The organism is Paractinoplanes globisporus DSM 43857 (assembly GCF_000379645.1).
GTDB classification, from domain to species: Bacteria; Actinomycetota; Actinomycetes; order Mycobacteriales; family Micromonosporaceae; genus Actinoplanes; species Actinoplanes globisporus.
In genome coordinates, this window is the sequence record NZ_KB903305.1 from 15,864 (window position 1) to 30,875 (window position 15,012).

Below are 15,012 nucleotides of genomic sequence, written 5' to 3' on the forward strand. Positions count from 1 at the left end.
CCGGCTATCACCGGGGAGCCTCCGGAAGAACGGGCCGTGACGGCCTCAGTAGAACCGGGCGGATCGGCACGTGCGGCATCGTCGGCGAATGAGCGGGCAGGTACACCCTGCCAAGCGAGGTGGTACCGCGGGCGGTGAAAAGACCGCTCGTCCTCGCAGTCCACTTGATGTGAGCTGCGCGAGGAGAATCCACCGATGGGCTACCCGAAGCACACCGACTCCGAGGGCGTGCCGGCCAGTCCGGATCTTCCCGCCGTTGAGCGGGCCGTTCTCGAGCACTGGACCGATGACAAGACGTTCGAGGCGTCCATCGATCGGCGGCCGGCGGGGGAGAGCGGCAGCAACGAGTACGTCTTCTACGACGGGCCGCCGTTCGCGAACGGGCTGCCGCACTACGGCCATCTGTTCACGGGGTACGTGAAGGATCTCGTGCCGCGGTATCAGACGATGCGCGGCAAGCACGTCGAGCGCCGGTTCGGGTGGGACACGCACGGGCTGCCGGCCGAGGTGGAGGCCGAGAAGCAGCTCGGGATCACCACGAAGGCGCAGATCGTCGAGCTGGGCATCGACAAGTTCAACGAGGCCTGCCGGACGTCGGTGCTCGCCTACACCAAGGACTGGGAGCGTTACGTCACCCGGCAGGCGCGCTGGGTCGACTTCGAGAACGACTACAAGACCCTCGACCCCAGCTACATGGAGTCGGTCATGTGGGCGTTCCGGACGCTGTACGACAAGGGCCTGGTGTACGAGGGCTTCCGGGTTCTCGCCTACTGTTTCCGCTGCGAGACGCCGCTGTCGAACACCGAGACGCGGATGGATGACGTCTATCGCGATCGGACCGACCCGGCGCTGACCGTGACGTTCCGGCTCGAGACCGGCGAAGACATCGCCGTCTGGACGACGACGCCGTGGACGCTGCCGTCCAACCTCGCGCTGGCCGTGGGGCCCTCACTGACGTACGCCATCCTGGAAAATGCCGAAGGCCACCGGCTGATCATGGGCGCGACGCGAGTGGCCGCGTATGCCAAGGAACTCGAGGGCTACACGCAGGTCGGCACCGTGCTCGGGTCGGAGCTGGCCGGGCGCCGGTACACGCCCCTGTTCGACTTCCTGGTCGAGCAGGCCGGCGAGAACGCGTTCCAGGTGCTCGTGGCCGACTACGTCAGCGACGAGGACGGCACCGGTGTCGTGCACCAGGCGCCGGCGTTCGGCGAGGACGACCAGAACGTCTGCAACGCGGCCGGCATCCCGACGATCGTGACCGTGGACGACCACACCCGGTTCACCGCGATCGTTCCGCCATGGCAGGGCGTGCAGGTCTTCGACGCCAACAAGCCGGTCATCGCCGCGCTGAAGGAGAAGGGTGTCGTTCTGCGGCACGAGGGCTACACGCACTCGTACCCGCACTGCTGGCGCTGCGACACCCCGCTGGTCTACAAGGCCGTGTCGTCGTGGTTCGTGGCGGTCACCACGTTCCGCGACCGGATGGTCGAGCTCAACCAGGAGATCACCTGGACGCCGGCGCACATCAAGGACGGCTCGTTCGGCAAGTGGCTGGCGAACGCCCGGGACTGGTCGATCTCGCGGAACCGGTTCTGGGGCTCGCCGATCCCGGTCTGGAAGTCGGACGACCCGAACTATCCGCGCGTCGATGTGTACGGCTCGTTCGAGGAGTTGGAACGGGACTTCGGCGTCGAGGTCAAAGACTTGCATCGGCCGTACGTCGACGAGCTGACCCGGCCGAACCCGGACGACCCGACCGGGAAGTCGACCATGCGCCGGGTGCCGGAGGTGCTCGACTGCTGGTTCGAGTCGGGGTCGATGCCGTTCGCGCAGGTGCACTACCCGTTCGAGAACAAGGACTGGTTCGAGCACCACTACCCGGGCGACTTCATCGTCGAGTACATCGGTCAGACGCGGGGCTGGTTCTACACCATGCACGTGCTGGCCACGGCGCTGTTCGACCGGCCGGCGTTCCTGAACTGCCTCAGCCACGGCATCCTGCTCGGCGAGGACGGCCGGAAGATGTCGAAGTCCTTGCGCAACTACCCGGATGTGTACCGGGTCTTCGACACGTACGGCTCGGACGCCATGCGGTGGATGCTGATGTCGTCGCCCGTTCTCCGGGGCGGGGACATGCCGGTCACCGAGGTGGCCATCCGCGACTCGGTGCGCCAGGTGCTGCTGCCGCTCTGGAACGTCTGGTACTTCTTCAGCCTTTATGCAAATGCCTCGGCCTATGAGGCGAAGTTCCGAACAGATTCCACCCACCTGCTCGATCGGTACGTCCTGGCCAAGACGGGCGAGCTCGTCGCCGACGTCCAGCGCCAGATGGACGAGTACGACATCTCGGGCGCGGCCGGCTCGGTCCGGTCGTACCTGGACGCGCTGACCAACTGGTACGTCCGGCGGTCGCGGGACCGGTTCTGGGCCGGCGACCGGGACGCCTTCGACACGCTCGCCACCGTGCTCGAGACGGTCTGCCGGGTGGTGGCGCCGCTCGCGCCGCTGACCACCGAGGAGATCTGGCGCGGCCTCACCGGGGAGCGGTCGGTGCACCTCACCGACTGGCCCTCGGCGGCGGACCTGCCGGCCGACCACGAGCTGGTCGCCTCGATGGACGCGATCCGGGACGTGGCCTCGGCCGCGCTGTCCCTGCGCAAGGCCCGTGCCCTGCGGGTGCGGCTGCCGCTGGCCCGGCTCACGGTGGCGACCGCCGACGCGGCCGCGCTCGCGAGCTTCGGCGACCTGCTCGCCGACGAGGTGAACGTCAAGGACGTGGTCTTCACCGACGACGTCGCCGGCTACAGCGAGCAGGTGCTCACCGTCGTGCCCCGGGCGCTCGGCCCGCGCGTCGGCAAGCAGGTGCAGCAGGTCATCCAGGCGGTCAAGAAGGGCGAGTGGACGCTCGTCGACGGCGCGCCGGTCGCGGCCGGCGTCACCCTCCAGGAGGGTGAGTACGAGCTGAAGCAGGTCGCCGCCGACGTGGCGAACTCGGCGCCGCTGCCGGGCGGGGCCGGCGTGGTCGTGCTCGACACCGTGGTGACGCCCGAGCTGCTCGCCGAGGGCCTGGCCCGCGACGTGATCCGGGTCGTGCAGCAGGCCCGCCGCGACGCCGGCCTGGACGTCTCGGACCGGATCGCGCTGACCGTCTCGGCCACCGAAGCGGTTCAGCTCGCGGTCGGGGCGCACCGGGACTTCGTGGCCGGCGAGACGCTGGCGACCTCGGTCGGGTTCGCGGCCGCGGGCGCTCCCGGCTTCGCCGGCGAGGTCGGCGACGGGGAAGAGATCACGGTGACGGTGAGCCGCGCCACCGCCTGAGAGGCTGTGAAACAGTTAACCCGGCCCGGACATTTGCCGCCTGTGTGGTGAATGTCCGGGCCGCGTCGCAAGATCGACGGGGACTTCCGGGGTGCCGTCCGATAACCTCACCGTGCCCCCTACTTTTTTGCACGAACCGTCCCCGGAGGAACCCGAGTTGCCGCTGCTCTACTCGATCGGCAAAGTCACCGTCGGCAACGCGCTGATGATCGGCTGGCGGCCGCACGTCGAGGGCCTCGAGTTCGTGCCCCGTACCGGTGGCGTGATCTTCGCGGGTAACCACCTCTCGGTCGCCGACGAGCTCTTCCTCGGCGCGGTCGTGCCGCGGCACCTGGCGTTCTGGGCCAAGTCCGACTACTTCGACGGGACCGGCCTCAGCGGCTGGTTCACCCGTAACCTGCTCAACGGACTCGGGGCCATCCGGGTTCAACGGGCCGGCGGACGGGACGCGCTCGCCGCGTTCGACGGCGCCATCCCGGTGCTCAAGGCCGGGGACTGCGTCGTGGTCTATCCCGAGGGGACCCGTTCGCCCGACGGGCGTCTCTATCGAGGGCGTACGGGGGTGGCCCGGCTCGCCGTGGCCGCGGGCGTGCCGATCATCCCGGTCGGGACGCTGGGCACCGAGAAGGTGCAGCCGATCGGCCAGCCGTACCCCATGCCGTTCCGCGGAAAGATCACGGTCAAGTTCGGCAAGCCGATCGAGACGACCGGGCGGGCCGACGACCGCACGTCGCTGCGGGCCCTCACCGACGAGGTGATGGCCGAGATCCAGAAGCTGACCGGGCAGGAGTACGTGCCGCGGTACGCCCCCGCCAAGGCCGCTAGCCCGGAGTAAGGACCGCCGAGCGGAGCCGGCCGACCAGGTCGGCGCTGTCCTTGATGTTGCGGCGGGTCAGCAGCACCGTGGCCATGCTGCCGTGATCGGCCCAGGCGCAGACCACCACGGCGTTGCCGTCGGCCCGGCCGACACCGCAGCTCTCGTGCGCTCCGGTCTCGCCGAGGTTGAACGACGTGACACCGGAGAGGTTGAAGTCGTCGGCGAGGCGGTCGAGCTGCGCCCGGACGTCACCCTTCGGAGTGAATCTCCAGCCGGTGACGCCGAAGATCGTGACTCGCTTGCCGCGGCTGTCGCCGTAGACGCCGGCGAACGGTTTCCCGTCCCGCGCCTTGGCCGCCTTCAGGTCCTGGGCGAGGCGGTCGGCGGCGCGTTTGCTGGCGCTGTCGTCGCGCAGGCTCAGGTCGGAGAAGTCGGTCGGGAGGTCGGCGCTGACCGGGTACTGCCGGGCGGCCGGGAACTGGAAATAGGCGAACGGAAGACCGCAGCAGCACAGGACGCCCAGGAGCGCGAAGAGGAACAGGCGGCCCCGGCGGCGCTTGCGGCGGGGTGGCGGCAGGGGACGCTCGGGTGGCCTCGGCGTCGCCCACGGCGGTGGCGCCGGTGGCGTCGGCGGGCGGGTCTGCACCGGGAGGCGGTTGACCGGTTGGAGCTGCTTGGCCTGCGCTTTCTTCTCTCGCTTCTCGCGGCGGGTCGGCTTCCGGGGCGCGGTAGGGAGCGGCACCGGCACGGGTGCGGGTGCCGGAGGTGCCGGGGGCGCCGGCAGCTCGATCTTGGTGGGGTCGACAACCGCCACCGGCATCGGGTCGACCGGGGTGTCGTGGCCGGCCCAGGGGTCGACCGCCGGGACCGCGGTGCGCTCGTCCTCCTCCGCCCGGCGGCGCGACCAGCGCGACTTCTTCGGGGTGGGCGGCGGCACCGTGGCCGAGCCGCTCCACCGGGACGGTGCGTCCACCGTCGACGGCTCGTCGCCGCCCTCGACGCGGGTCGGATCAGGTAGCTTGCCCGACTCCTGGTCGGCCATCCGTCGATCTCCTTCGCTGCCGTCTTCCGCCAGGTTAGAGCCGGTGCGCCAGCGGAGGCACGGCCGGCGACCGTGCACGGAACGGACTCCGGGCGCAAATGCCGGACAGAGAGGGCGATGTGCCGGACGCATCGGAGCCGTATGGTTACCGAGACATGAGAACGACGCAGAGAAACGCCGTCACGTTGACCGGGAACGATCTCGGTCAGCCGATGATGTTCGCCCATGGTTATGGCTGCGACCAGAACATGTGGCGCCTGGTCGCTCCCGCTTTCGCGGACACGTATCGGCTCGTCCTGTTCGACCACGTGGGCAACGGCAAGTCCGATTTATCCGCGTACGATGACGCCCGTTACTCCTCACTCGACGGTTACGCCGACGACATCCTCGAGATCCTCCACGAGCACGACCTGTGGGACGTCGTCTTCGTCGGGCACTCGGTGAGCGCCATGATGGGCGTGCTCGCCGCGGTCAAGGAACCGGAGCGCTTCGCCAAGCTGGTCCTCGTCGGCCCCTCCCCGCGGTACATCAACGAACCGGCCGACGACTACGTCGGCGGTTTCGGCCGGGAGGACATCGACTCCCTGCTCGACTCGCTCGACTCGAACTATCTGGGCTGGTCGAGCCAGATGGCCCCGGTGATCATGGGTAACACCGGCCGGCCGGGCCTCGGCGCCGAGCTGACCAACAGCTTCTGCCGCACGGACCCCGAGATCGCCAAGAAGTTCGCGCGCGTCACGTTCCTCTCCGACAACCGCGACGATCTGCTGCGACTCCGCGTACCGTCGCTGATCCTGCAATGCTCCGACGATGTGATCGCGCCGGCGGTCGTGGGCGACTACGTTCATAAACACACCTCCGGGAGCACGCTCGTGCGGATGAACGCGACCGGGCACTGTCCCAACCTCAGTGCGCCGGAGGAGACGATCGACGCTATGAAGGCTTGGCTGTAGAGCGGGACAGTGAGTGACTCTGGTGGGCCGGACGTGACGCAGGAGTTGCGGCTGCCCTGGGACGAGGACCCGGACGACCTGTACGAGCACGCGCCGTGCGGGTATCTGACGACGCTCCCCGACGGCACCATCGTGAAGGTCAACCAGACCTTCCTCACCTGGACCGGGTACAAGCGTGGCGACCTGGTCGGTCACCGCCGCTTCCGCGATCTGCTCTCGTCGGGCGGGCAGATCTATTACGAGACGCACTACGCGCCGCTGCTCCGCATGCAGGACGAGGTGCACGAGCTCGCCTTCGACGTCGTCTGCGCGGACGGCCGGACGCTGCCCACCCTGGTCAACTCGCTGCTTGCCCGCGGTCCCGAACAGGAGCCGCGGGCCATCCGCACCACGCTCTTCGACGCCACCGAGCGGCGCGGCTACGAGAAGGAACTGCTGTTCGCCCGCAAGCGCGCCGAGGACTCCGAGCGCCGCATCCAGGTGCTGCAGCAGGTCGTCGCCGATCTGGCCGCCGCGCCCACCGAGGCCGAGGTCGCGGAGGCCGTGGTCCGCGCGCCCGAGGCGGCGTTCGGCGCGGCGAGCAGCAGCATCTACCTGGTCGACGTCGAGCGCGACACGATCGTCGCGGTCGCCTCGACCGACCCCACCACGGGCAACTGGGACGACATGCCGCGCTCCTCGCCGCGGGCGGTGGCGCGGGTGGCCGACCGCGGCGACCTGCACGTGGTCGGCTCGCTGACCGAGGCCAAGCAGCACTTCCCCGACCTGGCCGAGAACATGCGCCGCTCGGGGCGCAACACGGTGGTGCTGCTGCCGCTGACCACCGGCCCGGCCGACGAGCAGGCCGGCACCGAGACGCTGGGCGTGCTGGCGTTCAGCTTCACCGGCGAGCGCCGGCTCTCCGACGCTGAGCTGCGCGTGGTGCGGCTGCTCGGCCAGCAGGCCGGCCAGGCCCTCGACCGCGCCCGCCTGTACGACGCCGCCCGCCATCGCGAGGAACTGGCCACGTTCCTCGCCGAGACCACCCGAGCGCTCGACGAGTTGCACCGCCTCCTGCCCCGGTCGCGCATCCTGGTCGACCGGGTGGTGCCCGAGATCGCCGACTGGGCGGCCGTGCGGCTCTCGGTCGGCCCGACCGGCGTACTGGAGGAGAAGGGTGGCCCGGCGCCCGACGCCGACCTGCTCGCCCACGCCTTGGCCCGGGTGACCACGACCGGCGAGGCCATCTTCCCGGCGCCCGACGAGAAACTGGGCTGCGCGGTGCTGCCGCTGACCGCCCGCGGCCGGGTCCTCGGCACGCTGTCGCTGCGGATGGCGCCCGAGCACCTCAGCGTCGCCGGCGAGCACGCGTTCCTCGTCGAGCTCGCCGACCGGTCCGCGCTGGCCCTCGAGAACTCCCGTCTCTACGAACAGGAGCGGCAGATCGCCCGTACCCTGCAGCGCAGCCTGCTCGCCGGCAACATGCCGGGCGGCGACGCCCGGTTCGCGGTGGAGACCTACTACCAGGCGGCCGGGCAGGATCTCGAGATCGGCGGCGACTGGTTCGACGCCTTCATGATCAACAATGATCGCCTGGCCGTGGCCGTCGGCGACGTGGTCGGCCGGGGCATCGACGCGGCGACGACGATGGGCCAGCTGCGCAGCGCGATCCGGGCGCTCGCCGGCGACGAGGTCGGCCCGGCCAAGCTGCTGGAGGCGCTCGACCGGTTCGTCGACCGGGTCGAGACCGCCCGGATGGCGACCGTGGCCTATGCCGAGATCGACCTGCCGACCGGCGATCTCACCTACGCCTGCGCCGGCCACCTCCCGCCGCTGCTGCAGGAGCCGGCCGGCTCGCCGGAATACCTGCTGCAGGCCCGGTCGGCGGCGCTCGGCTCCCGGGCCGGCGACCTGCGCCGCACCCAGACCACCCGCCGCCTGCCGGCCGGCAGCCGCCTGCTGCTCTACACCGACGGGCTGATCGAGCGGCGCACCCGCCCGATCGACAAGGGCTTCGAGTTGCTGGCGCGCGAGTACGCCCGCCGGCGGGACGCGCCGCTGCAGGGTCTGACCGCGGCCCTGGCCGACACCCTGGTCGGCCGGGACAACACCGACGACGTCTGCCTGATCTGCCTGACGCTGGGCACCGAGGAGCGGATCGAGCGGACCATCGGCGCCGACCGGATGCAGATCGCGCTGCTGCGCGCCGACCTGCGCGGCTGGCTGGTCTCGCACGACGTCGAGCCGGAGACCCGGGACGCGGTGCTGCTGGCCTGCTCGGAGGCGGTGGCCAACGCGATCGAGCACGGGTACCGGGACGACCCGTTCGGCACGATCGACGTGGCGGCCACGGTGACCGCCGACGCCGTCGAGGTCAAGGTCGCCGACCACGGAACCTGGCGCGGCCCGACGACCGACGTATCGCGCGGGCGCGGCCTGCAGCTGATCCGCGAGTCGATGGACCAGGTGCTCTTCGACCGCACCGACGGCACCACCGTCACCATGCGCCGGGCCCGGGAGGCGGAGTGACCGACCAGTGGATCACCTTCTCGAAGTTCGGCGACGCCGAGCTGGTCAGGCTGTCCGGCGAGATCGACATGGCCAACTCCGGCGAGATCGGCAGGGCGATCGTGAACCGTATCCGGGAGTCCGGCAAGGTGCTGATCGACCTGACCACCGTCTCTTTCCTGGACAGCGCCGGGGTGCGGCTGCTCGACGCGCTGATCGGCGACCTCGCGGCCCAGGGCAAGCGGGCCCGGCTCGTGGTCGGCGAGCGCGGCCCGGCCCGGATGACCCTGCAGCTTTGCGCGTTTCGCGAGGATGTTCTGGAAACCGACCTCGACCGGGCCGCGGCCGAGCTGGGGAGATAGTCCGCGTACCCTGAAGTCCCATGAGTGCACGTTCCGTCTTTCCTCAGCTCGAGCAGCTGTTGCCGCTGATCAGCAAGCCGATCCAGTACGTGGGCGGCGAGCTCGGCGCCGTCGTCAAGGACTGGGACGCCACCACCGTGCGCTGGGCGCTGATGTACCCGGACGCCTACGAGGTCGGCCTGCCCAACCAGGGCGTCCAGATTCTGTACGAGGTGCTCAACGAGCAGGAGGACGTGCTCGCCGAGCGGACGTACGCGGTCTGGCCCGACCTCGAGGCGCTGATGCGCGAGCACGGCGTGCCCCAGTTCACCGTCGACGCGCACCGCCCGGTCCGCGACTTCGACGTGCTCGGCCTGTCGTTCTCGACCGAGCTCGGGTACACGAACATGTTCACGGCGCTCGACCTCGCCGGCATCCCTCTGCTTTCCGCCGAGCGCGGCGATGACGATCCGATCGTGCTGGCCGGCGGCCACGCCAGCTTCAACCCCGAGCCGATCGCCGACTTCCTGGACGCCGCCGTGCTCGGCGACGGCGAGGAAGCGGTCCTCGAGATCAGCGGCATCATCCGCGAGTGGAAGGCCGAGGGCAGCCCCGGCGGCCGCGACGAGCTGCTGCTGCGCCTGGCCCGCACCGAGAGCATCTACGTTCCGCGCTTCTACGACGTCGACTACCTTCCCGACGGCCGCATCCAGCGGGTCGTGCCCAACCGCCCGGACGTCCCGTTCCGAGTCTCCAAGCGCACGACGATGGACCTCGACGCCTGGCCGTACCCGAAGAAGCCGCTGGTCCCGCTGGCCGAGACGGTCCACGAGCGGTACGCCGTCGAGATCTTCCGGGGCTGTACCCGCGGCTGCCGGTTCTGCCAGGCCGGCATGATCACCCGCCCGGTCCGGGAACGGTCGATCACGACGGTGGGGCAGATGGTGAAGGAGGGGCTCGAGTTCTCCGGCTTCTCCGAGGTCGGCCTGCTCTCGCTCTCGTCCGCCGACCACTCCGAGATCGGCGACATGTGCTCCGGCCTCGCCGAGCAGTACGCGGACACCAACGTCTCGCTGTCGCTGCCCTCGACCCGGGTCGACGCGTTCAACATCGACCTCGCGCAGGAACTGTCCCGCAACGGGCGGCGCACCGGCCTCACCTTCGCCCCCGAGGGCGGCTCCGAGCGGATCCGCAAGGTCATCAACAAGATGGTGACCGAGGAGGACCTGATCCGGACGGTCGTGACGGCGTATTCGAACGGCTGGCGGCAGGTGAAGCTCTACTTCATGTGCGGCCTGCCCACCGAGACCGACGACGACGTGCTGCAGATCGGCCGGATGGCGCACGAGGTGATCAAGGCGGGCCGGGCCGCGACCGGCACCAAGGACATCCGCTGCACGGTGTCGATCGGCGGGTTCGTGCCCAAGCCGCACACCCCGTTCCAGTGGGCGCCGATGGCCCGGCCCGAGGTGATCGACCACCGGCTCAAGCTGCTCAAGCAGGAGATCAACAGCGACCGGTCGCTGGGCCGCGCGATCGGCTACCGCTACCACGACGGCGAGCCGTCGCTGATCGAGGGCCTGCTTTCCCGGGGCGATCGGCGCGTCGGGGCAGTGATCCGGCGCGTCTGGGAAAAAGGCGGACGTTTCGACGGGTGGAGCGAGCATTTCTCGTACGCCCGCTGGATCGAGTCCGCCGCCGAGGTGCTGCCCGGGTTCGGGGTCGACCTCGACTGGTTCACCACTCGCGAGCGCGACCAGTCCGAGGTGCTGCCCTGGGACCACCTCGACTCCGGCCTCGACAAGGACTGGCTCTGGCAGGACTGGCAGGACTCGCTCAGCGAGTACGAGCAGGACGACTGCCGCTGGACCCCGTGCTTCGACTGTGGCGTCTGCCCGTCGATGGACACCGAGATCCAGATCGGCCCGACCGGCAAGAAGCTATTGCCCCTTACTCCCGTGAACAACCTGCGGGTCCCGGCTTAGGAGTAACGACAATTCCCCCCAAGAACCAGCCGGTGGGCGGCCAGGCTCCGGTCGTCCAGCGGATCCGGATCCGGTACGCGAAGCGTGGCCCGCTGCGATTCACGTCACACCGGGACTTCGCCCGTGCCTTCGAGCGTGCCCTGCGCCGGGCCGCGGTTCCGATCGCCTATTCGCAGGGTTTCACCCCACACCCCAAGATTTCGTACGCGAGCGCGGCGCCCACCGGCGTCAGCAGCGAGGCGGAGTACCTGGAGATCGGTCTGCAGGCCGAGGTCGACCCGGCGCAGTTGGTGCTTGCCCTCGACGCGGCCCTCTCTCCCGGGCTTGACGTGCTGGAAGCCGTCGTGGCCGACGAGGGCAGCCTCGCCGACCGCATCGACGCCTCCCGATGGCGGCTGGAGCTGCCCGAGGTCGACCCGGCCGTCGCGGCGGCCGCCGTCAAGAGTTTTCTGGACGCCGGCGAGGTGCTGGTCGAGCGCATGACCAAGCAGGGGCGCCGCTCCTTCGACGCCCGGGCCGCGGTGACTCATCTCGCTGTGACCGAGCAGTCCCACCTACCTTCCGGGGCGTTCGCGGCACCGTGTGCGATAATCGACCTTGTCGTACGACAGGTAACGCCCGCCGTACGACCCGATGACGTCCTTTCCGGCCTGCGTGTCGTAGCTGGCCTGGAGCCGCCGGTGCCCCCACGGGTGACCCGGCTGGCCCAGGGCACGCTCACCGCGCAGGGGGAGATCGTCGATCCGTTGGACACGGACCGTGCCGCCATCGGAGGGCACTAGCTGGATCGCCAGTTGGGGCCCTATCGGCAGACTTCGGACGCCCGTCCGCCAACCCGGCCGGGACCGAAACACTTGCGGCAGCCCTGCGTGGCAGCGCTCACACGCGCCCGGGGCCGCCAGAACTGGAGAGCGCCCCATGCTCGAAAACGAGCCACAGGGTGGTGAAACGAGCGGAGCTGTTGTGCCGCCCGCCGAGACCACCGATACACCTACTACCACTCCCGCTCGCCGGACTCGTGCTCCTCGCCGGAAGGCGGTGGCCCCGGAAGCCGCCGTCTCCGTCGAGCTGGAGACCACCGGGGAACAGCCGCCCGTCAAACCGGTGAAGGCGACCCGCAGTCGCCGGAAGGCGGCCGCACCGGCTGCTTCTCCGGAGGAGCCCGCGGCCGTGCCTTCGGATTCGGATGCGGCCGAGGCCGCTCCGCCGGTCAAGGCGACCCGCACCCGGCGGAAGAAGGCCGCTCCCGCCCTCGCGGAACCGGCTCCCGAGCCGATCGTCGAGCCCGCACCCGAGCCGGTTGTCGCGATCGACGAGGCCGAGGCTCCGGTCGAGGACGAGCCGGTCGAGGAGACGCCGATCATCGGTGTTCTCCCGCTCGACGACGACTTCGTGGAGGAGGAGCAGCCCAGGCGCCGTACGCGTCGGGTCGCGCTGCCTCCCGCCGTGCTCTTCATGCCCCCGGACGCCACCGAGTCCGAGCCGGCACCCGTCGCGCGGCGCTCGCGTCGCGCGGCCGCCCCTGCGGCGGCACCGGCCCCCGCCGAGCCCGAGGTCTCGGAAACCGAGGCGGCCGTAGCCGAGGTTCCGGTCGAGGAGCCGGTCGAGGGCTCCCGCCGCAGCCGTCGCCGCCGTCGCGGTTCGGCCGCCGAGGAGCCGGCCGAGACGATCGAGACCGCCGAGGTCACCGAGCCCGTCGATGAGGCGGACGAATCCGCCGACGACGTCGAGGAAGGCCTCGAGGACGAGGGCGACGACGATTACGCCGCCGGCCGTCGTCGCCGCCGCCGTGGCCGCCGCGGCCGTGGCCGGGGCAAGGGCACCGCCGACGACGAGATGGCCGAGATCGAGGAGGGCGCCGAGGCGTCCGTCGAGACCGAGGGCGACGGCGAGGAAGGCGAGGACGAGGGCGACGAGGGTGACGGCGTCACCCGCCGCCGGCGCCGTCGCCGCCGCAAGGGCGCCAGCGGGGACGGCGAGGCAGGTGGCATCGAGGACGGCGTGCACACGGTCGTCCGCGTGCGCGAGCCGCGCCGCACCGACGAGGTGCAGGGCGTCTCCGGCTCGACCCGGCTCGAGGCCAAGCGCCAGCGCCGCCGGGACGGCCGGGAGCAGCGCCGCACCCGCCCGCCGATCCTGAGCGAGTCGGAGTTCCTGGCCCGCCGCGAGGCCGTCGACCGGGTCATGGTCGTACGGCAGAAATCCGACCGCACCCAGATCGCGGTGCTCGAGGACGGCATTCTCGTCGAGCACTACGTGGCCCGGGCGACCTCCGGCACCATGGTCGGCAACGTGTACCTCGGCAAGGTGCAGAACGTGCTGCCCAGCATGGAGGCGGCGTTCGTCGACGTCGGCCGGGGCCGCAACGCCGTGCTCTACGCCGGCGAGGTCAACTGGGACGCCACCGGGCTGGAGGGCCGCGCCCGCTCGATCGAGCAGGCGCTCAAGTCCGGCGACTCGGTGCTGGTCCAGGTCACCAAGGACCCCATCGGTCACAAGGGCGCCCGGCTCTCGAGCCACATCGCGCTCTCCGGCCGGCACCTGGTCTACGTGCCCAACGGCAACGCGTCCGGGATCAGCCGCAAGCTGCCCGACACCGAGCGCAAGCGCCTGCGCGACGTGCTCAAGAAGCTGGTGCCGGACGGCGCCGGGGTGATCGTGCGGACCGCGGCCGAGGGCGCGAGCGAGGACGAGCTGGCCCGCGACGTGAAGCGGCTGCAGGCGCAGTGGGAGGAGATCCAGCGCAAGGCGGCCGAGGGCCACGCGCCGGTCGCCCTCTCCGAGGAGCCCGACCTGGTCATCCGGGTCGTCCGGGACCTCTTCAACGAGGACTTCCGCGAGCTGGTGGTGCAGGGCGACCAGGCGTACGCCGAGGTGGAGAACTACCTCAACTCGGTGTCGCCGGACCTGGTCGAGCGCCTGCACCGGTACACCGGCGCCGGGGACCTCTTCGCCGACAAGCGGATCGACGAGCAGATCCTCAAGGGCCTCGACCGCAAGGTGTTCCTGCCCTCGGGCGGCCACCTGGTGATCGACCGGACCGAGGCGATGACGGTCGTCGACGTGAACACCGGCAAGTACACCGGCGCCGGCGGCAACCTCGAGGAGACGGTCACCCGCAACAACCTCGAGGCGGCCGAGGAGATCGTGCGTCAGCTGCGGCTGCGCGACCTCGGCGGCATCGTGGTGATCGACTTCATCGACATGGTGCTGGAGAGCAACCGCGAGCTGGTGCTGCGGCGGCTCACCGAGTGCCTGGGCCGCGACCGCACCAAGCACCAGGTCACCGAGATCACCTCGCTCGGCCTGGTGCAGATGACCCGCAAGCGGATCGGCTCGGGCCTGCTCGAGGCGTTCAGCGAGACCTGCGACCACTGCAAGGGCCGGGGCGTGATCATCCACACCGAGCCGGTGCCGGAGAAGCGGACCAACGGTGGCGGCGGTGGCGGCGGTGGCGGCGGTGGCGGCGGCGCGGGCAACCAGGTCAAGGCGGTGGCGGCGGCGACCCGTACCGAGCAGCCGCCCGCACCGGCGCAGCAACAGCAGCCGGCCGCCTCCACCCGGTCGCGGCGGCGGCGAGGCGGGGCCGAGGCCGCCCCGGCGACACCGGTCACCGATGGCGAGGACCCGATGGCGGTCGCCGCTGGCCTGCCGCCGATCGTGGGCTCCGGGATCGTCGCGCCGGCCGGGTCGGCGCTGACCTCGGCCGACCCCGAGGACGACTACGACATCAGCGGGTACGACCTGTCGCGTTACGAGGCTTCGCAGGCTTCGCAGGCGTCGCAGGCCGAGCCGGTCGAGCTCGGCGAGCCGGTCGAGCCGCTGCGGCTGACCGGGGCGGACGACCCGGACGCGATCGACGAGGAAGAAGACGAGGAAGAAGAGGACGACGACGAGCCGGTCGGCGCGGGCGCGGGCCGGCGCCGTACCCGGCGGGGCGGCACCCGGCGGCGTACCCGGCCGTAAGGCATCGACGCGGGAGCGGTTTGGTAAAGAAACTTAACTGCCAAGCCGCTCACCGTCGTCGAAGTCCGCTACCCTCCGGGGGATCGATCCTTCCCCCCGA

At 70.6% G+C, this 15,012-nt stretch carries 9 protein-coding genes; 8 read left to right on the forward strand and 1 reads right to left on the reverse strand.

From position 1 onward, the window contains the following. Positions 1–195: 195 nt before the first annotated feature. Positions 196–3,321, forward strand: coding sequence for an isoleucine--tRNA ligase (gene ileS, locus A3CQ_RS0119345; protein WP_020512600.1), 3,126 nt, complete (start codon positions 196–198; stop codon positions 3,319–3,321). 157 nt (positions 3,322–3,478) lie between these two features. After that, entirely contained in the window at positions 3,479–4,156 is a 678-nt protein-coding gene (locus A3CQ_RS0119350; protein ID WP_020512601.1) for a lysophospholipid acyltransferase family protein, read from the forward strand. Here the strand turns inward: A3CQ_RS0119350 and A3CQ_RS59190 are convergent. Further along, complete coding sequence (locus A3CQ_RS59190) at positions 4,143–5,180, reverse strand: hypothetical protein (protein ID WP_020512602.1); 1,038 nt, start codon at positions 5,178–5,180, stop codon at positions 4,143–4,145. The genes A3CQ_RS0119350 and A3CQ_RS59190 overlap by 14 nt on opposite strands. 155 nt (positions 5,181–5,335) lie before the next feature. On the opposite strand from A3CQ_RS59190, the gene A3CQ_RS0119360 reads away from it, so the two are divergent. The 6 genes from A3CQ_RS0119360 to A3CQ_RS0119385 all read left to right on the forward strand — a co-directional run bounded on the left by A3CQ_RS0119360 (position 5,336) and on the right by A3CQ_RS0119385 (position 14,912). After that, entirely contained in the window at positions 5,336–6,133 is a 798-nt protein-coding gene (locus tag A3CQ_RS0119360; RefSeq protein WP_026205891.1) for an alpha/beta fold hydrolase, read from the forward strand. 9 nt (positions 6,134–6,142) lie between these two features. Further along, the gene (locus A3CQ_RS0119365; protein WP_026205892.1) at positions 6,143–8,641 is read left to right on the forward strand and encodes a SpoIIE family protein phosphatase; all 2,499 of its coding nucleotides are present in this window, start codon (positions 6,143–6,145) and stop codon (positions 8,639–8,641) included. Further along, entirely contained in the window at positions 8,638–8,982 is a 345-nt protein-coding gene (locus A3CQ_RS0119370) for an STAS domain-containing protein (protein ID WP_020512605.1), read from the forward strand. The genes A3CQ_RS0119365 and A3CQ_RS0119370 overlap by 4 nt, the downstream gene beginning before the upstream one ends. A gap of 20 nt (positions 8,983–9,002) precedes the next feature. After that, a complete protein-coding gene (locus A3CQ_RS0119375) occupies positions 9,003–10,946 on the forward strand; it encodes a TIGR03960 family B12-binding radical SAM protein (protein ID WP_020512606.1) in 1,944 nt (647 codons plus the stop codon). Positions 10,947–10,978: 32 nt separating this feature from the next. After that, positions 10,979–11,728 (forward strand): TIGR03936 family radical SAM-associated protein, encoded by a 750-nt coding sequence (locus A3CQ_RS0119380; protein ID WP_020512607.1) that lies wholly within the window; start codon positions 10,979–10,981, stop codon positions 11,726–11,728. 136 nt (positions 11,729–11,864) lie between these two features. Next, positions 11,865–14,912, forward strand: a complete 3,048-nt coding sequence (locus A3CQ_RS0119385) for an Rne/Rng family ribonuclease (protein ID WP_026205894.1) — start codon at positions 11,865–11,867, stop codon at positions 14,910–14,912. The last annotated feature ends 100 nt before the right edge of the window (positions 14,913–15,012 follow it).

Excerpts from the sequence above, each read along its gene's own strand:
- A3CQ_RS0119385 (WP_026205894.1), top strand. The coding sequence starts at position 11,865 with ATGCTCGAAAACGAGCCACAGGGTGGTGAAACGAGCGGAGCTGTTGTG.
- ileS (WP_020512600.1), top strand. The coding sequence starts at position 196 with ATGGGCTACCCGAAGCACACCGACTCCGAGGGCGTGCCGGCCAGTCCG.
- A3CQ_RS0119360 (WP_026205891.1), top strand. The coding sequence starts at position 5,336 with ATGAGAACGACGCAGAGAAACGCCGTCACGTTGACCGGGAACGATCTC.
- A3CQ_RS59190 (WP_020512602.1), bottom strand. The coding sequence starts at position 5,180 with ATGGCCGACCAGGAGTCGGGCAAGCTACCTGATCCGACCCGCGTCGAG.
- A3CQ_RS0119375 (WP_020512606.1), top strand. The coding sequence starts at position 9,003 with ATGAGTGCACGTTCCGTCTTTCCTCAGCTCGAGCAGCTGTTGCCGCTG.